Source organism: Metabacillus fastidiosus NBRC 101226, from assembly GCF_001591625.1.
GTDB classification, from domain to species: domain Bacteria; phylum Bacillota; class Bacilli; order Bacillales; family Bacillaceae; genus Metabacillus; species Metabacillus fastidiosus.
The window spans coordinates 1-18,994 of sequence record NZ_BCVG01000048.1 but is presented as its reverse complement, the minus strand read 5'-3'; the positions used below and the strand labels follow the sequence as shown (position 1 = coordinate 18,994).

General features: G+C 33.1%; 12 protein-coding genes and 1 riboswitch. Of the genes, 10 read left to right on the top strand and 2 right to left on the bottom strand.

Going from position 1 to position 18,994, the window contains the following annotated elements; all coding sequences use genetic code 11:
* The first annotated feature begins 28 nt into the window (after positions 1 to 28).
* From BFA01S_RS12440 to BFA01S_RS12405, 8 genes are all read left to right on the top strand, one after another.
* The gene (locus BFA01S_RS12440) at positions 29 to 379 is read left to right on the top strand and encodes a winged helix-turn-helix transcriptional regulator (RefSeq protein WP_066230731.1); all 351 of its coding nucleotides are present in this window, start codon (positions 29 to 31) and stop codon (positions 377 to 379) included.
* Between the two features lie 381 nt (positions 380 to 760).
* Entirely contained in the window at positions 761 to 2,464 is a 1,704-nt protein-coding gene (locus BFA01S_RS12435; protein ID WP_066230728.1) for an Hsp70 family protein, read from the top strand.
* The gene (locus BFA01S_RS12430) at positions 2,461 to 3,927 is read left to right on the top strand and encodes a J domain-containing protein (protein ID WP_066230725.1); all 1,467 of its coding nucleotides are present in this window, start codon (positions 2,461 to 2,463) and stop codon (positions 3,925 to 3,927) included. The genes BFA01S_RS12435 and BFA01S_RS12430 overlap by 4 nt, the downstream gene beginning before the upstream one ends.
* A 45-nt stretch (positions 3,928 to 3,972) precedes the next feature.
* Positions 3,973 to 4,599 (top strand): DUF1266 domain-containing protein, encoded by a 627-nt coding sequence (locus BFA01S_RS12425; RefSeq protein WP_066230723.1) that lies wholly within the window; start codon positions 3,973 to 3,975, stop codon positions 4,597 to 4,599.
* A 559-nt stretch (positions 4,600 to 5,158) separates the two neighbouring features.
* Positions 5,159 to 5,246: riboswitch (cyclic di-GMP riboswitch) on the top strand.
* 156 nt (positions 5,247 to 5,402) lie between these two features.
* Positions 5,403 to 7,148 (top strand): methyl-accepting chemotaxis protein, encoded by a 1,746-nt coding sequence (locus BFA01S_RS12420; RefSeq protein ID WP_066230718.1) that lies wholly within the window; start codon positions 5,403 to 5,405, stop codon positions 7,146 to 7,148.
* 22 nt (positions 7,149 to 7,170) lie between these two features.
* On the top strand, positions 7,171 to 10,896 hold the full coding sequence (locus BFA01S_RS12415) for a non-ribosomal peptide synthetase family protein (protein ID WP_066230716.1): 3,726 nt from the start codon (positions 7,171 to 7,173) through the stop codon (positions 10,894 to 10,896).
* Between the two features lie 55 nt (positions 10,897 to 10,951).
* Positions 10,952 to 11,647 (top strand): 4'-phosphopantetheinyl transferase family protein, encoded by a 696-nt coding sequence (locus BFA01S_RS12410; protein WP_066230714.1) that lies wholly within the window; start codon positions 10,952 to 10,954, stop codon positions 11,645 to 11,647.
* 385 nt (positions 11,648 to 12,032) lie between these two features.
* Positions 12,033 to 13,394 carry a C40 family peptidase gene (locus tag BFA01S_RS12405; protein ID WP_235843020.1) on the top strand — a complete coding sequence of 454 codons (1,362 nt, stop codon included), beginning with the start codon at positions 12,033 to 12,035 and terminating at the stop codon, positions 13,392 to 13,394.
* Positions 13,395 to 14,174: 780 nt separating this feature from the next.
* On the opposite strand, the gene BFA01S_RS12400 is transcribed toward BFA01S_RS12405, so the two are convergent.
* Positions 14,175 to 15,494: a nucleobase:cation symporter-2 family protein gene (locus tag BFA01S_RS12400; protein ID WP_066230708.1), complete on the bottom strand. Its 1,320-nt coding sequence runs from the start codon at positions 15,492 to 15,494 to the stop codon at positions 14,175 to 14,177.
* 267 nt (positions 15,495 to 15,761) lie between these two features.
* Between BFA01S_RS12400 and BFA01S_RS12395 the strand changes: the two genes are divergently transcribed.
* Complete coding sequence (locus BFA01S_RS12395; protein WP_066230702.1) at positions 15,762 to 16,961, top strand: PucR family transcriptional regulator; 1,200 nt, start codon at positions 15,762 to 15,764, stop codon at positions 16,959 to 16,961.
* A gap of 49 nt (positions 16,962 to 17,010) precedes the next feature.
* On the opposite strand, the gene BFA01S_RS12390 is transcribed toward BFA01S_RS12395, so the two are convergent.
* Entirely contained in the window at positions 17,011 to 18,207 is a 1,197-nt protein-coding gene (locus BFA01S_RS12390; RefSeq protein WP_066230694.1) for a PucR family transcriptional regulator, read from the bottom strand.
* A gap of 297 nt (positions 18,208 to 18,504) precedes the next feature.
* On the opposite strand from BFA01S_RS12390, the gene uraD reads away from it, so the two are divergent.
* Positions 18,505 to 18,975 (top strand): 2-oxo-4-hydroxy-4-carboxy-5-ureidoimidazoline decarboxylase, encoded by a 471-nt coding sequence (gene uraD, locus BFA01S_RS12385; protein ID WP_066230757.1) that lies wholly within the window; start codon positions 18,505 to 18,507, stop codon positions 18,973 to 18,975.
* Positions 18,976 to 18,994: the final 19 nt, after the last annotated feature.

The following is an 18,994-nucleotide window of genomic DNA, read 5'->3' as shown; positions in this document are numbered from 1 at the left end:
TTAAGTATCTATTTAGGAGGAATCAAGAATGAGCAGCCAAAATACTGGAATAAATATTTTCATGAATACTGTAGGTGGGAAGTGGAAATGTTTAATTCTCTTTTTTTTGAGCCAAAAATCAATGAGAACGAAAGAGTTTTATGAATGTATACCGACTATTACTCAAAAAGTTTTAACAGATCAATTAAGGCAGCTAGAAAGAGATGGACTTGTTCGAAGAGAAGTATTTAAGGAAGTACCGCCAAAAGTAGAATATAGCTTAACAGAGTTAGGTAAATCATTTATACCTGTATTAAACACGATGTGTGAGTGGGGTAATACGTATGCGGTCGTGAAAAATATAGATAGAGGAGAACAAATTTGTTGTCAGCATAAATAAAATCATTCTAAACCAACCTATCTCATTTTTAGTTGAATTAAATGAAGGTTTGTTAGAATTATTTATGAAAGCAGATATTCTATCTCTATCCGCTTGAAGCATTATAATAGAACTTTTCTCACATGAATAAATAATAGGAGAAAATATATAGGATTTTTATCATATATAAATTACTTAGGGGAACTGATTTTAACAGTTCCCCTATTTATTTAAGTAAATATATGCCGAAATGTTAAATTTTAATTGATATAACAATAGCATAATAGGGGAAAAACGTATCTTGACTAATAGTTAACATTTATTACATTATAAATATATGGAATAATTTACTTTATTTGTTTGGTTTTATATTGAGATAGTTATAGAAAAGAGGTATTAGCAATGACAACAATTGGAATCGATCTAGGCACTTCAAACAGTCTTGTTGCGTACTGGAATGAAGATAGCCCTAAAATTATACCGAATGTTCTTTCAGAGAACCTTACCCCGTCTATTGTAAGTGTGGACGATAATGGAGAAATATTAGTCGGTCAAATTGCGAAGGAACGTTTAATCACTCATCCTCATCTGACAGCATCTTGCTTTAAACGGCATATGGGTACAGAAAAAAAGTATCCATTAGGCACATATAATTTTTCTCCTGAAGAACTTTCTTCTTTTATTTTGCAATCATTAAAAAAGGATGCAGAAGCATATCTTGGACATGAAGTGGCGGAAGCAGTAATTAGTGTTCCGGCATATTTTAATGATGTGCAGCGAAAAGCGACGAAAAGAGCCGCGGAGCTTGCTGGATTAAAAGTGGAACGTCTTATTAGTGAGCCGACGGCAGCTGCCATTGCATATGGTCTGCATCTTGAAAATGCAGATACAAAATTTCTCGTTTTCGATTTAGGCGGGGGAACTTTTGATGTTTCTATTTTAGAGCTGTTTGAAGGAATTATGGAAGTGAAATCAATAGCTGGTGATAATTTTATTGGTGGAGAAGATTTTACGAACCTTCTATTTTCCTATTTTATAGAATCTATGAAAATTGATATTGATACCCTTGATGCAAATGCTCGTTCCGCTATATTCAAACAAGCGGAGCTATGTAAGAGGGAACTGGGACGTAATCAGTCAGCAGTGATGACTTTCAATCATGATGATAAAGTTTATGAGGTAGAGATAAATCGCAGCTTATTTGAAAAAATTTCGACACCATTAATTATGAAGCTTCGTCATCCGGTGGAGCGTGCTTTAAGAGATGCATCTCTTCGTATTGAAGATATTGATGCTGTCATTTTAATTGGCGGGGCAACAAGAATGCCAATTGTTAAAACAATTGTTAGCAAAATGTTCGGCCGTCTTCCTTTTTCCAATATTCATCCTGATGAAGCAGTTGGAATTGGTACTGCAATTCAAGTTGCATTGAAAGAAAGAAATGAAACATTACAGGAATTGATTTTAACAGATGTTTGTCCATTCACACTCGGAACAAGTATTTCTAAACGTGTGACAAACAATGAAGTCGAGGATGGTTATTTCTTTCCTATTATCGAACGAAATACACCAATCCCAGTAAGTAGAGTAGAAAAATTTCATACGGTGAATGATTTACAAACGAATATTCTTGTCGATGTGTACCAAGGAGAAAGCAGATATGTGAAAAACAATCTGAAGATCGGAGAAATGATGGTAGAAGTACCACCAGCACCTGCAGGTATACAAGAGATTGATGTTCGTTATACATATGATTTAAACGGATTGCTAGAGGTGGAAGTTACGATACTGAGTACAGGAGAAAAGAAGATGATGATCATCGAACAAAACTCTGGCAATTTAACAGAAGAGGAAATAAATGCAAGGATGGAAGAACTTAAATCGATTAAAATACATCCGCGTGAACGGACCGAGAACAGATTATTACTTGCAAAAGGCGAGAGATTATACGAGGAGGCGCTAGGTGAAAGACGGCAGGAAATTGCATTTTTACTAGAAGGCTTTGAGCGTGTCCTTGCTACACAAAATGAACACGACATAAAAAAAGCTGCCCAGTTATTAAAAAAAGAACTTGATGTTTTAGAAAGGTGGCCTGAGTATAGATGAGCCCCTGGGATATACTCGGCATTGAACCGACAGATGAAATTGCCTCTATTAAAAGAGCTTATGCAAAAAAATTAAAAATACATCATCCTGAAGATGATCCAGAAGGATATCAAAGACTAAGAGAAGCATATGATCTCGTCATAAAACAGCAGAAAAAGGGAGAAAGAAATAGAAGTGTGCCAATTATATTGGAAGAGACTGTGACTGTACACAATTTAGAGACAGTTCCTAATGATATTTACTATCCCAGCCCCTTCCTTCTAGATAATTGGGATAATTCTTTTGATGAAAAAGAAGATCCGGTTGATGAGTTCCTGACAGAAGTAAAAAATCTGTATGGTGATTTTCCTTCTCGTATAGATATAGAGAGATGGGAAGAACTTTTAAATTCTGATATCCTTTGGAATATTGAACTGAAGACCAAGATTAGTGTCCGTTTACTTCGTTTTTTTCAAGATCATTCTTATTTACCAAAAAATATATGGGAACTAATCGAGGCTAGTTTTAACTGGAATGAGGAATTTCAAGAACATGATATAAGTGAAGAAATTTCAGACGAATTTATAGCTTATTATCAATTGCAGATATATAAGTATAACCCAAGCCTTTCTTATTTTTATTTGAAAAATGTTGAAAATATTGATTATGATGCTTTTCTTTATTACAGGGAAAAGATGCTTGCCTCCCTTATGTTAGATGATTTTGAAGATGCTGAGGAATGGTTTCAAAAAGCTTATACAATTTTTGAAGACGACCCAGATTTATTAAGACTCCAAGGGGGATTATATTATAGAACGAGCCGTTATGAAGAAGCGGTTCAATCGTTTAGAAAATGTTTAGAAATCAATCCAGAAGATTTTGATGCCCATTTTTCTCTTGCAAATGTACTGTACTATATGAAAGATATGGATGAATCTGCTGTGCAATGTGAAAAGATTCTTTCTTCTCATCCTCGCCATATAGATACACTTCATTTGTATGGGAAAAATTTATTTTCAAAAGGGGAGCTTAATAAATCAAGAGAAATATTTAAACGGCTAGAGAAAAAGACTCCTAATGATATAGAAGTGATTACTTATTTAGCAAGCATACATGCACAAATGGCCAATGAGAAAAAGAAGAAAATAAAGAAAAATAAGTATCCGGATTTGAACGAATTGAAAAAAGAGCTCTATAAACCTAATTTCATTCAAAAAATACTGCTCTTTTTATCATTAAATATAAGAGTAAAAGTAATTTTCCTTACTATTTTATTGATTATCTTGTGGAATAAGTTTTATGAAATGATTTCTATTCATCCACTCCTTTTTATATTTGGTACTTTTCTTTTCCTTTTGATAAGGCATTTTGAATTCTTTAGTCTTATCACTCCTTCTGAATGGTTCATGTTTGGATTATTAATGCTCACTATCTTGTCGTTATTAAAAGAATTAAAGAAAGCATACCGGGCAGTTCGGTATTAGAAAGCGAGGAAGGAAATGCTATCTTTTTTGAAGAAAGAGGAGAAAATGAAGAAAAAGTATTTTGATGCTTTAACAGCGGTATGCTGGGTCGGGAAGTTTTCTTATTTTAACGCGGTAAATTCAGCTATTAGTAAAAGAAAAATGAAAAAAGCTATAAAGTCCTGGAACGATGTTCACGAATCAGAAGATCTAAAGGGTTTATTAGATTGGTTGTTAAAAGAAGGAAGAAGAGAAGGATTTAAGCAATTAAAAGATTATTTAAATACTATGCGCGAGGAAGAACGCCATAAATATATTCAATCTCTTCCTGAAAAGGATGGGGAAAGATACAGAGCCTTTTTAACGAATTATTACTTGAATCGTCTTCCTGAAGCACATATTGCGGCAGTTGATTATTCATTTTGTGTGTTATTCAGCCAATACGGAAAAAAAATAAAATATTTAACTGCTGCAGAAGCGGAAGAATATGCATTACAAGCAGCAAAGCTGTGCCAAAATTCTTACTCCTGTTGGGAAGAGTATACGATTGCCTTTAGAGTTGGTGTCCAATTTATAACTGGAGAAGAAGAAAAGGCAGAAGAGTATGTGAATACAGAAAAGCGGGCAAGTATAAAATTGCTCGCATCTAAGTACAGTCCATTAAGAAAAGTAAACTGGGATGTTCGAATTTAAGTGGAATTGATTCTAATCTCTAAAGTCTGGAATGAAACAGAGAACCTAGAGGAGCATATCAAAAGTGCCTCTAGGTTATTTAGTTTTCTTAAAATTAAATGTGAACAAGACATATTCTTTTTTTCATTAATATTGAGCATGAAACAATTGTTAGTCGTTTAACATTAGCTGAGAATAATTCTTCAGCAATTTTATTCTTAGATCAGGAACTTGGTAGAAGACAAAATGCCGGAGGGGGGAGCTGCAGCAGGTTAGAGATAAGAAAGGTCATATATGTTGATATATTGAATCTTTAATATATTTTCATTATTTTAATCCTCATTAATTGTCCAGCTGCTGAAATTAATTATTAATATTATATTTTGTTATCATAAATGAAAATTGAAAACAGTATCTAAATAGATACTGTTTTTTATTCTAATGGGTATTTATAATTAGTAATATCATTTTATTAGTCTTAAAGTCTTTATAACAAAAAGTCGATTTCATGTTGAAACATGTCGAAAGTATGATAAAATCAAATGAGTATAAGGTTCTATTTTCTATAAAAATACTAAATACAATGAAAAGGCAAACTTTCTGAAAAGAAAGGGCGCAAAGCTATGGGTCTAAGGTCTTTAAATGACTATGATTGCCAGGTTGCCAAATGTTAATAAGATGGTCTCTCTAGTGTAGGGGGCTCCCATATGCATTTTGGTTATTCTAAGTTATTTAGGATAACCTTTTTTGTTTTAGTAAGGAGTCTAGCAGTAAGAAGTAATCTGTTTTACAAAATCGTTACTAAAATTTAAGGAGGAAGTATTATGTTTGGAATGTTAAAAAGAAGCTTTTTAGCAAAAATATTGTTATCAACGATTTTGAATATTGTTTTAGTAGGAGTTATTTTAATAGGTTTCAGTTATTTTATTCAAGGAAAAGTACTGGAAACTGAATTAATCAATCAAGTATCAAAAATAATGGAGAAAACATCTGGAAAAGTGACTGATTCAGAAATCATTGAAGCCAAAGCTGATCGAGATGTTGACTCCGATCATCAAAAGGAACTGACTAGTTTTCTCGATCAAGTATCAGAAAATAATGTTCAAGTTGCCCAAGCTTATATTTTTGGTACAGAGTTGGAAGATGGAAATAAAACATCTATTATTTCTATGCCTACAAGTTTAATAGAAGCATTTAATGAAGCTAATTTAGCTTATGGTGATTATTATGAACAGCCGGATGTTATTGCAAAAGCAATAAAGGAAATGCTTTCTTCTAGTGATGTTGTTTATTCCGATGTTTATAAAGATGATTTTGGTACATGGTTAACTGTTTTAAAACCATATAAAGATTCTAGCGGACAGATTGTTGCTTATTATGGAATGGACGTAGATGCAAGTATGATCGTAAAAGGTAAGCACGATCTATTATTTTACAGCATTTTAGCGCTAGTTATTATTTTAGCGATTATACTTACTATTCAATATTTCCAAATTAAAAAATCGATCCTTCCTTTACGCGAACTAGGAGTTGGAATTGAGAGATTTAGTGAAGGAAGCTTTGATATTTCACTTAAAGAAACTGATGATGAACTTGGACAAATCAATGTTAAGTTCAATCAAATGGTTGTAACGATGGAACAAGTTATTTTAGCTATTAAAGAAGCATATTCTCGCAATGCTGAATATTCTAGTAAACTATTAGGAGCAGTGAAGGAAGGAAGCGATCATTATAGTTTCGTTGTTTCAGAACTGTATGACATTTCGGAACAAATGAGAAATCAGGAAGCGGCAACAGTGGAAAGTGCTACTTCGTTTAATGAAATCGCTTCAGGAATTGCAGGAATTGCTGACTATACTTCAGATGTTAGTAAACGAACGGAAGAAATGGAATCAAGCTCACAAAAAGGAAATGAAACAGTAAATGAAATCATTTCACAAATGAATCGTGCAGAAAAATCTGTAGAAGATTCTTCAGTAGCTATTAAAAACTTAAGCGAAAAGTCGGCAGAAATATCCGGGATCGTTAATTTAATTACTGATATTGCTAATCAGACAAACTTACTTGCTTTAAATGCAGCAATTGAAGCAGCCAGAGCTGGTGAACATGGAAAAGGATTTGCTGTAGTTGCAGATGAAGTACGTAAGCTTGCGGAGCAGTCAAGACATTCAGCTGAACAAATTAAATCTTTAATTGATATTATTCAAAGTGAAGTAAACGTTGCAGTTTCTTCTATTTCTGGCGGGGCAGAGATGGTATCAGAAAGTGTAAAAAGAAGTGACGAAATCGTAACGGTATTTACGCAGATAATGGAAGGAATAAATGGAATTAGCAGTCAAGTCCAAGAAATATCTGCTTCTACACAACAAGTAGCTGCACAGTCTGAGGAAGTATCAACAGTTGTCGAGCAGTTAAGCGGTGTTGCTAAACATAATACGAATGCATCTGCTGAAATTAGTAGAACAACAGAAGAACAACAAGAAAAAATGAACCTCATTGCGACAGATGCTGAAGAGATGAATAAATTATTCCAAAAGTTACAAGAAGCTATTTCTATTTTCAAAATTTAATAATGAGATGGAGGTATGACTTGTGTCAACAGTTACAATTGGTGTTCAAACTTTAGCAAAGGAATATTGGAAAAAAGAATTACAAGTTCCGTTACCAACTTTAGATTTACCAACAGACTATCAGAAACATCATGTGAAAGGAAAGCTGTCAAAAACAGTTTCCTTTCCATTAAATGAGTTTTCATTAAAAGAAGTTGAAAACTGGGTTAATAAAAACAATGTTGATATTCAAACATTTTTCTTATCTTCTTATTGTATGTTGCTTCATCGTTTAACGAATGAAAGTGAAATTATGCTCGGAGTACATAAGGAGAAAGATCATATTCTTCCGATTAGAGTTTCTTTTGAGACGGAGAAGACGGCATCATCTATTATGAAACAAGTTAATGAAAAATTAAAAGAAGCTCATATTTATGAAAATTTTAATTGGAAAGAATATTTAACAGATGAAGAAAATGATGCATATTATACGACTTTTTCTTTTAATGATTTCTCAATTGAAGAACATACATATTTAGATTGCAGACTTTTAATAGAAGGAACGCAATTATCACTAGTCATAAATTATAATGAAAATCTTTTTTTATTAAAGACGGTAGAACGTTATGTTCATTATTATGAAAAGATGATTTATGTTCTTTTACAGTCAGAAACTTCAGAGGTTAATTTTAACTCTATTCCGATTATTTCAATTGAAGAACAGGGACTATATGAAATATTGAACCAGACATTTGTCCCGTATGAGCGTAATAAGACGATCAATCAAATATTCAGTGAAACAGCAAGTGTATTTCCAAATCGAACGGCGATTTCATCGAATGAGGGCAGTTTAACATATGAACAACTTGAGGAACAATCTAATCGTGTTGCTCAAATGCTTTTAGAAAATGGACTTCAAAAAGAAGAATTAGTTGCCATTTTTATGAATCGCAGTATAGAAACAATTATTTCATTATTAGGTGTTTTAAAAGCAGGAGGAGCCTACGTTCCGCTTGACCCTGAACATCCAGTTGATCGTAATAAATATATTCTTGAAAATACAAGTTCTCGTTTTGCTATTGTACGTACCCCTTACTTTAATAAATTTAAACAGCTTGTGGATGAGGATAATGAATTATGTATTTTTACAGAAAATGATTTTGAAAAGTATTCAAATGTACCGACGACAGTAGAATTAACACAGGATAATCTTGCATATATCATTTATACATCAGGTTCAACGGGCCGTCCAAAGGGAACACTTATTTGTCATAGAGGTGTGGTGAACTTAATTGACTGGTCGACAAAAGAAATGAATTTCACAGAAGAGGATGTACTTTGCCAATTTGCACCTTATAGCTTTGATGCTTCTATTTATGATACATTCAGCGCACTTTTTAAAGGAGCACATCTTTACTTGCTTTCTGATGAAGAAAGAATGTCTGTCGAAGCTTTTTCAAATGCGGTTGAAAGAGAAGGAGTTACGTCGATTGCGATTTTACCAACGATCTTCTTTAATGAATTAGTTGCAAAACTACCGGATGAGTATGTACAAAGGTTTAAAAATGTCCGTCAAATAACGATAGCGGGAGAAGCATTAATTACAGAGTTTGTTATTTCTTTCCGCGAGAAATTCGGTAAGAAAATGGATATTTATAATTTATATGGTCCGACGGAATGTACAGTCCTCTCCACTTTTTATAAAGTGACAGATGACATGCCTCTGACTCCAACTGTTCCAATTGGCTATCCGCTCAATAATTATGCACTTTATATTGTCAATGAAATGGATAAGCTTTGCCCTGTAGGTGTTACAGGAGAATTACTCATTAGTACAGGCGGGATTGCCAGGGGATATTTGAAGGAAGCAGAAAAAACAGCGGCAGTATTCGTACCAAATCATTTTGGAGATGATTTCAGTCCGATTATGTATCGATCTGGTGACCTTGTTAGATTATTACCTTCAGGGGAAATTGAATATGTAAGCAGAAAAGATACACAAATAAAAATTCGTGGCCATCGAATTGAAATTGGTGAAGTAGAACATGCCCTAGCTGAAGTTGATCATATTCGTGATGTCGCTATTATTGCTAAACAAGATGATGATGGGCTGAATATGTTAGTCGCTTTTTATACTACTCTAACAGGGGAAGGTTTTCCTCAATCTTATTTACGTGATTTTCTGTCTGAAAAATTACCGAAATATATGGTACCGTCTTATTTTCAATTTTTAAATGAACTTCCTGTTTCTCCAACAGGAAAAATTGATCGGCGAACCCTTTCAACCATTGAATTAGTAAAAGAAGAAACACGAAAAGCTGAAAATCTTCCGAGAACAGAAACAGAAGTGATCATTTCAGAAGCATGGAAAAAATCGCTCCGTTTAGCAAAAATTGATATTTATGATGATTTCTTTGAAATTGGCGGACATTCATTGAAAATTCTGGAAACGTTAGTTTTATTAAAACCAGCTTTTCCACAATTGAAAATTAATGACTTTTTCTTAAATCCTACGATCGAAAAGCTTGCTCTGCGTGCATTAGAGCTTAGTCAACTTACACCGTTAGAAAAGCAAAATGCAAATGCAGCTGAAGAGATTATTGATTTAATTGAAAATCCTATTTCATTTGGTTCAAAGCAATCTGCTAAACTGCTAAACCAAAATGAGATTCTTTTAACAGGTGCAACTGGTTATCTCGGTTCACATATTTTACAAGAACTTCTTTTACAAACAGAGGCAAATGTTTATTGTTTAGTCCGCGGTTCATCGGCAGAGCATGCTGAAGATAGACTTTGGGAGACGATTAATTATTATTTTGGAGAGAACTTACTAAAAGAAGCTCAAAATCGCGTTGTTGTAGTAAAAGGTGATTTGGAAAAAGAAGAGCTCGGTCTGTTTAAAGAAGACAGGGAACTTCTACAAAAACATATTGATAGCATTATCCATTGTGGTGCAGATGTAAGACATTATGGAGATTATGAACATTTTTCAAAAGTAAATAAGCAAAGCACAGAATATTTACTTGAGTTTGCTAAAAGTAAGGATGGCCTGCGTTTTCACTATATCTCAACTTTAGGTATTCCAGAAGACTTAGCTCTAGAAGGAAAATGGGAATCAACACAAAGTATAAATGAATTACTCAATATATCATTACAAAACGTTTATACAAACAGTAAGCTTGAATCTGAAAAAATATTATTCCAGGCAGCAGAGAAATATGGAATTCCAATTACGATTTATCGTGCCGGAAACTTAAGTTGTCATTCGAAAACAGGGATGTTCCAAAAAAATATTGATAGCAATGCTTACTATCGGATGTTAAAAACGATGCTCACACTGAAAGCAGCCCCTAAAGTTGAATGGTTTGTTGACTATACTCCGATTGATTATGCCAGTGAGAGTATTGTCTCTTTATTTAAACAAGATGAATCTGTTGGGCGTATTCTTCATATTTGTAACCATGAACAAATTCATTACTCAAAAATGATTGATTATATGAAACAATGCGGCTATAAGGTTGAACTTAAAGAAAGGGCGGAATATGAAAGCTGGTTATTTAGTGAAAATGGTATTGATCCTGAAATTCTCCAGCTAACGATTGCACAGCTTGAAGGAGATGGAGCGAAGGATTCAAATTATCGCTATGCTTGCCCGGAAACAAAGAATTTATTAAAGGGGACGGGAATTATTTGTCCAAATATCAATGAAGAGTTTTTTACTAAAATGATTAATTACGCTGTCAAGGTCGGTTATTTTCCTGAACACTAAATAAAAAGACCAAGTGCATAAGCTTGGTCTTTTTTAATAGTAAGGAAGGGTTAATATGATTGAAATTTGGATTGTTGAGAGACGTGATGATGAGAAAATTAATCCTGCTCTTTTTTCAGTTTTAACAAAAGAGCAACATGACTATATTTCAAGTAAACGACTGATGCAAGATCGATATAACTCATTACTTGGAACAGTTCTGAGTCGTTATGTTCTTGAAAATCGATTTTCATGTTTTTATCCAATAAAACGAAATGCTGATAGAAAGCCTTATGTTGATCATTTCCCTGGAGAGATAAATATTTCTCATTCTAATAATACAGTTGTTTGCGCAGTGAACGCGACTGGGAAAATTGGTGTTGACATTGAAGAGATTAGTGAAATTGATTTTGCGATTATAACCGAGTTTTTCAGCTTCAATGAACAGTATATGTTTCATATTTTATCCAGTAAACGAAAGAAACAATTGCTTTTATATCAACTTTGGACATTGAAAGAATCTTTTGTCAAAGCGACAGGTACGGGTTTAGGTCCTATTTTACTTTCTAACATTGAATTTGATTTAACTGGTCAGCCCAGATTGAAATTTCAACAGAATAACTGGAAATTTCATTCAGGACTATTAAATGAAACTCATTGTTTATCTGTCTGTTACTCTGCTAGTAAAGAGGAAATGATTTCAATTCATAAGATTTCCTTAAATGAATTAGCAATGTACTTTTTAAAAGATCAAACCAGCTATATTGGATAGCTGGTTAATTGTAAAAAATAGAAATTTATTTTTCGTGTAAAACTATGAATAACATAACAGATAGTATTAAAAGGTTTCTATTTTTACTATAAAGAGGATGAATTTAATAAGATCCACAGAAATAAATTACATAAAATACCAAAAATATTACGAAAAAATGGTTAATATGACAGAAAAAGCTGAATTGAAATATTAATGTAACATAAAAAGCCTTATTTAGACATAAAATGATGTTATAATCTTATCTATAAATAAGTTTGTTACATATAATATTATTTAACCAAATATAACATAATCGAAACATAATAGATTCACTTATAGATGACATAATTATTCACTATTTACAAATTAAATCGAATAGGTTGAAGAAATGAGGGTATTTAAAGTGAAAAGAAAAAGTATGTTAGCCTTAAATCTCGCATTAGTTCTTGGAGTAGGAAGCTTATACTCTGTAACAGGAACGGCGAAGGCTGAATCAATTGATGAACAAAGAGCGAAAGTACAAGTTGAAATCCAAGAGGCTAATAAAGAGATTAATCGTCTTCAAAATGAGAAATCTAAATTAGTAGACCGTATTGTAAATCTTAATTTAGCAATTACTGATAATAATAATAAAGTAGAAGAAACAAAAAAAGCTATTGCAGCAACAACAAAAGATATTAAGAAGTTAGAAAGCGAAATTGTCGTTTTAAAAGAGAGAATTACTAAACGTACATCTTTACTAGAAGAACGTGCTCGTTCATTCCAGGAAAACGGTGGAAAAACGGAGTATCTTTCTGTTGTGCTTGGATCGACAAGTTTTTCAGATTTAATAGGCCGTGTGCATGCAGTGACAACAATCGTACAAGCGGATCAAGATTTAATTAAGGAATTTGAAGCAGACAAAAAGTCCTTAGAAACAAAGCAAACTTCGGTACAAGATAAGCTAGCTGAATTGGAAGACACTCAGGGAGAATTAGCCGAAATGGTCTCTCAGCTTAAAGATCAAAAGGTACAACAAAGTGAATTAGTTGCCAAGCTTGAAAAAGAAGCGCAAGCTAATTTAAACAAAAAAGGCGATTTAGAACAGAAGGATCAAGCGCTTGCTGCAGAAAAAATTCGACTTGAAATCGAACAGCGTGAGAGAGAAGAAGCAGCTCGTAAAGCAGCAGCTGAAAAAGCGGCAAAAGAAGCAGCTCGTAAAGAATCAAAAGCAAATGAAACTAAATCTACTAAAAGAGCAAGCTTAAATACAGATAATAGTAATAAATCAGTTTCAGAATCTGCCGCTGGTAATAAATCTAATTCAGATTCATCTCGTAATGAGAGAGAGAACGATAATAATAGAACAGAAGCTCCAGCACCAAAGCCAGCTCAATCTAGTGGTGGAAGTGTTGTAACTGTAGGGAATAAATATATTGGTAACTCTGTTTATGTATTTGGTGGAGGAAGATCACAATATGATATTGATAATGGACGCTTTGATTGCTCTGGTTTCGTTTATTGGGCATTTAGAGAAGCAGGTATTGATATTGGACCAACTGGAAATACAGATACATTAAAAAATAAAGGTACTCGTGTTTCTACAAGTGAAATGCAACCTGGAGATTTAGTATTCTTTGATACATATAAAAAAGACGGTCATGTTGGAATTTACGTTGGAAACGGTAAATTTATCGGTTCACAAGGTTCAACAGGTGTTGCAATTGCAAATATGTCATCAGGATACTGGGCTGAAAAATTTAATGGACGAGTTGTAAGAATTTAATTAGAGTAAAAAACACTTATTATTAGGAATATATATTCTAGTAATAAGTGTTTTTTTAATATTATTACCAGTCGTTCATGTTAAAGCAGTTGAAAGCCTGGCGAGAAAAAATTGGTTGGCTACAGTTATGATGGAAGTCACAGCATTTTTTATGACCACAATCACATAAGTGTTTTTTCTTTTTACAATTTGAATGACAAGGTTTGCAACGATCTTTTATTTGTCTCTCACATCTGTCGCATAATAACTCTTTGCATTTTTTAGGGCAAGGCTTCTGACAAGGCTTACAAATTCGTTTTCCACGACAATCTATTTGTAGATCATTCATAAACTCTTCTTTCATATTTCTACATGAACACATTTGAATCCCTCCTTTACATATATATTTTTCATAAGAGAATTTTCCTTTCCTCTTATTAGTAAGTTATGCATTGTCATATAGATTTGCATAGACAAACATATTAATAGTTTTTAATTTTAAAGCTTACAAAGTAAATTTTAAGCGGTTATAGGATGAGGAACTAATTATATAGATCTTGTTTAAGTTCTTAATAAGCTTTTGAAGTAGAATTATCGATTTTATAGATTCGCCTAATAGATTTTAGCCTGCGTACGGACGTAGTATAGGCTTTTTGAGAAGAAAGAGGAAATAACAGAATATGAAAGAGATGAATATATAGGTATAAATGAATTAAAGTTATCCAATCTTTTATTTCAAAAAAAACCAACCCAAGAAAATATAGGTTGGTTTTACATATAAAGCGTTTTCGTTTTTCTTGATTAGCTAGCCTTAGTTTCTGCATGACCGTGGTGGTGTGCATGTGCATCATCTTTGCTTGGTTTACCATTTAAAACTAAGTTTAGAATAAGTAATGTAAATGTACCCATTACAACACCATTTCCAACAAGCAGACGAGCAGTTTCAGGAAGTGCATCAAAGACACCATGTGAACCTTTAATAGCAAGTCCGATACCGACACCAACAGCAACGATTAATTGATTAGAAGGCTTCGTCATATCAGCTTTAACTAACATTTGTAATGCAGCAACCATTAACATACCGAACATTGGAATCATCGCACCGCCAAGAACCGGAGTTGGAATCATCGTTGTAATAGCAGAAACTTTTGGTACTAATCCTAAAATAAGAAGGATAACCCCTGCGCAAATAACAACAGCTCTGTCTGTTACTCTTGTAAGCATAACAAGACCAACGTTTTGTGAGAAAGTAGAGTGGTTGAAAGAGTTAAAAATACCACTTAACATACTGCCGAGACCTTCTGCACGAATACCTTTTGTGATTGCTTTTCTATCAACATCTTGTTTACAAATCTCACCTAGCGCAATAAATACACCGATACTTTCAATGGCAACAATTAAAGAAATAATCGACATTGTAATAATAGATGAAACTTGGAATGTAGGTGTACCAAAATGGAATGGCTGTACCATACTGAACCAGCTTGCGTTTGCAACCGCTTCCGAACTTACTAAACCAAAGAAGTTTCCTACTACAGAACCTATTACTAATGCAAGTAAAAGTGCAATCGCTTTCATGAAACCTTTAAGAAGAACATTTAATACTAAAAAGCTTACTAGTGTAATAGCAGCTAATAATAAATTAGTAGGATCTCCAAAACTTGCAGAACCTTCACCACCTGCTGCATTTTTCATAGCAACCGGCATTAATGATGCACCGATAATTAAAATGATAGAACCTGTAACGACTGGCGGGAAGAAAATAGACAATCTTCCGATTAACGGAGCAGCTAATGCGATAATTAAACCTGAAACTGCAACGGAACCGAGAACACCTGTTATACCGTATTCTTTCCCTATTGCAATAATTGGTTCAACAACGATAAAGGATGTAGCCATTAAAGCTGGTAATTTAATACCAAATCCAAATCCGCCAATAACTTGGATACATGTAGCAATACCACAAGCAAACAAGTCAAATGCAATTAAGTAAACAATTTCTTCCGGTGTAAGTCCAATTGCTGGACCGATCATTAGAGGGACAGCAACAGCTCCACCGTACATTACACATACGTGTTGAAACCCTAACATTAGAATTTTAGCTTTACTAAGTTGGTTCATTGACAACTCCTCCTGTATTTACTAGTACTTAGTTTGATAAGAATAAAGCTGGTATAATAATTTTGAATATATGGACCTATATAGTCAGCTTATTAAATAAAATACCATAAAATATTTCTATATCAATATTTGAATATTAACATTATAATTGGGATAAAGACAATTATTTTTTTAAAAAATTCAAAATTTTTAAGTCGATTTCTTTGTCTGATCCTGTCTGAAGGTGTAGAAAAGAGGCAAGATTTTTTAGAAGTGGAGGTTTTTTATTTGCATTTTACTGTGTCGAAAGCGCTGAATATTAAGTTGTTTGAGCGCTGTCAATTAGTTGCAGGTAAAGATGGACTTAATCGAACAATCCGCTCTGTAAGTATTATGGATACTGTTGATACTAGAGGATTAAAAAATGGAGATCTGTTGCTTACAACAGGTTTTGTGTTTAAAGATGATACAGATAAACAAATTCAGCTTATTCAAGAAATGGCAAACAGAGGTTGTGCCGGGCTTGCTATTAAGGTGAAAAGATTTTTTTCCACTACCCCAGAAGCGATGAGGGCCGAAGCCGACCGTTTACACTTCCCCTTAATTGAAATTCCATATGATATTTCACTATCTGACTTGCTTGTACTCGTTACTCGTGAAATATTCAACAGAGAAAATTTTTTCAATGATCAAAAAAGAAAGAAAGAGTTCTTTACTGAATTATTCAGTGGTGGCTTTACAAATAAAGATGCAATAATAAATCAGCTTGCAGAATACGGAGTGTTTTTAAACAACAGTTTCGCTGTAATGTATTGCCTGCAAAAAAATAGTCCGGTATCTGGTACGACTAATTCTGACATGTTTCTCTCTTTAATAAGTGAGATAGAAACAAAATATGATTTAAAAATGTATGTAGTAAAACTTGATCATTATATTATTATAATTCAGCCTCAAGATTCTTTATCGCTTGAAAGACAAAGTGTGAAAGAAGCAGCTAATTATTTAGTAGATAAATATCAAAAGCAATTCCCCGATACAGGAATAACAATAGGAATAGGCAATTATAAAGAAGAAGCTGTTCATCTCATTTCAAGTTATATTGAAGCACGAAATGCTATTGAACTAGGTCTCCAATTAAATAATGATGGAATAGGGAAGGTTTATGAGTACACAGCAATGGAACCGGATTTTTTGCTTCGGGAACTTCCTGATAGTATTTTAAATAATTTCCTTTCATCTGCTTTAAATCCCCTTATTAAATACGATGAGCAAAATGATACAGAATTATTAAAAACACTTGAAGTATTTTTACAATGTAGAGGAAAAATCGAAGATACGGCGCGATCTCTTTTTTTACATAGAAATACAGTGAAATTTCGAATTACAAGGATTGAAGAATTATTGAAAGTGGATTTTAAAAACGGTGAGGAGCTATTCAGGCTCCAGCTGGGATTAAGAGCTGCTAGACTTTTACATAAAATAAAATAAGAAAATCGACCCATCTTAGTATTTAATTAGGATGGGTCGATTTTTAAAATTAGACATGTAATGAATTCGTCTTATTTAAATGAAGAAGCCGTAATGCACAATTAAGCTGAAACATCATATTTCCATCATCAAAATTTATATTTAGCAATTCCTTAATTTTAGCAATTCTAAAATGAATTGTATTACGGTGAACCCCTAATTGATTCCCGGTTTCAGAAGGTTTAAGCGAGCAATTCAAATAAGTCTCTAATGTCTGGATTAAATTTGAATTATTCTCTTTATCATAATTAATTAATGGACCAATAATATTAGCAATGAAGTTTTCGGAAATAAAAGATGGAATATGCCGAAGAATGGTATAAATTTGCAAGGTTGAAAACTCATAAACATTTTCGTTAGGAGAAACTAGTTTTCCGAACTGAATCGCTTCATATGCTTCATTATAACTTGTTGGACAATTTGAAATATCTGTTTGATAAGAACCGAGTCCAATATAAATTTTATCCTTTTCAAATTCTTTTTTCAAAAATTCAATAAAATCATCTTTCATTTGGAGGATCGATTCATCCTTTTGATTTCTATTATAGTTATGCTGTGATTGAACAATGATTACTCCGTTATCTTCATATTCTCCAAAAAATAAATGTATCTTCTTCATACTGGCAAAAGATTCGAATTTATTTTGAATAGAAATAAAATCAAACTTTTTATTTCTATTAGTAAAAGGAGTAATGCACAGACAAATATAGCCTGCTGCTTGATACAATCCTAAACTGCTCCCCTCAGACAAAATTGCTTCTTTACTCTTCAGTTTCTTAGTCAGTAATCGTCTAATAAATTCATTTTTTTTCTCTTGACCATATTTTTCTCCCTGATAAATAAATACTTGTCTTAAAACTGGTGCAAGTAAATCAGATACCGATAAATCTTCAGGAATTTCAATGATTGGCAAATTCAGCTTATTTGCAATTTTTATCATGTTTTCGGGTAATTCAGACAACTTGATAACTAGTCCAGCACAATCAAGCTTTGCAAGATCTTCTATTAAAGAAACAAAATCAAATTCATTATCAAATACATATCCGGATGTTAATACTAAATCTCCTGCTTTTAGCCATTTCATGACATCTGGAGCATCAAAACTATTTACTGAGTTAATTTCTCTGGAAAGACCATTTTCCCCTGCGACAATTTTGCAGCGGTCCAATGGAGGAATTGAAAGAGCTTCAAATAGAGTCAAACCCAAGTAGTATCATCCTTTCTATAATGTTCCTAGTTATATTATTTATCGTAAATTGACATATAGTCAATGAAAAACATGTAGAAATTGTGCTCATAGCACAATTAAAATGACGACTTTTGTCTTTTTTATCTAATGACGTAAACGCTTCCAAGTTATAAACTATAGTTAATCCTAATGCAGTGCATAAACAAAATAAAATTTGAAATGCTAAAGCACGTAGGAGTACATCGAATAGATGTACAAGGTATTTGAGAAGGGAGGAAATTTGAAATTAGTATTCAATTGAAAGACATCAATAACATGAGTCAAGAAGAGTTCGTTAAAGAACTTGGTTGGATATTTGAACACTCACCTTGGATTGCAGAGCGTGCATGGGGAGCTGGACCATTTACTTCAGCTGAACAATTGCATGAAAGCATGGTAAACGTTGTAGAGCATTCTTCATTAGAAGAAAAGCTTGGTTTACTAAGAGCCCATCCTGATTTAGCGACAAGAGTACATATGGCTGATGCTTCTGTTAAGGAGCAGCAGGGAGTTGGACTCGATTCACTAGGTGAGGAAGAGTATGAGGAGTTCTTATCATTAAACGATTCATACAAAGAAAAATTCAACTTTCCTTTTATTCTTGCAGTAAAAGGTCATAACAAAGATTCTATTAAAGAAGCTATGAAAACTCGATTAAATTTAGATAAAGATGCTGAACTACAGGAAGCACTGAATCAAATTTATAAAATTGGACAATTTCGTTTAGAAGATCACGTCCAAAACTAACCCTTAGGAGGAATTCAAC

What these genes read in the sequence shown, in the direction of transcription:
- BFA01S_RS12410 (WP_066230714.1), top strand. Translation starts at nt 10,952, where the DNA reads ATGATTGAAATTTGGATTGTTGAGAGACGTGATGATGAGAAAATTAAT.
- uraD (WP_066230757.1), top strand. Translation starts at nt 18,505, where the DNA reads ATGAGTCAAGAAGAGTTCGTTAAAGAACTTGGTTGGATATTTGAACAC.
- BFA01S_RS12400 (WP_066230708.1), bottom strand. Translation starts at nt 15,494, where the DNA reads ATGAACCAACTTAGTAAAGCTAAAATTCTAATGTTAGGGTTTCAACAC.
- BFA01S_RS12420 (WP_066230718.1), top strand. Translation starts at nt 5,403, where the DNA reads ATGTTTGGAATGTTAAAAAGAAGCTTTTTAGCAAAAATATTGTTATCA.
- BFA01S_RS12425 (WP_066230723.1), top strand. Translation starts at nt 3,973, where the DNA reads ATGAAGAAAAAGTATTTTGATGCTTTAACAGCGGTATGCTGGGTCGGG.
- BFA01S_RS12435 (WP_066230728.1), top strand. Translation starts at nt 761, where the DNA reads ATGACAACAATTGGAATCGATCTAGGCACTTCAAACAGTCTTGTTGCG.
- BFA01S_RS12430 (WP_066230725.1), top strand. Translation starts at nt 2,461, where the DNA reads ATGAGCCCCTGGGATATACTCGGCATTGAACCGACAGATGAAATTGCC.
- BFA01S_RS12440 (WP_066230731.1), top strand. Translation starts at nt 29, where the DNA reads ATGAGCAGCCAAAATACTGGAATAAATATTTTCATGAATACTGTAGGT.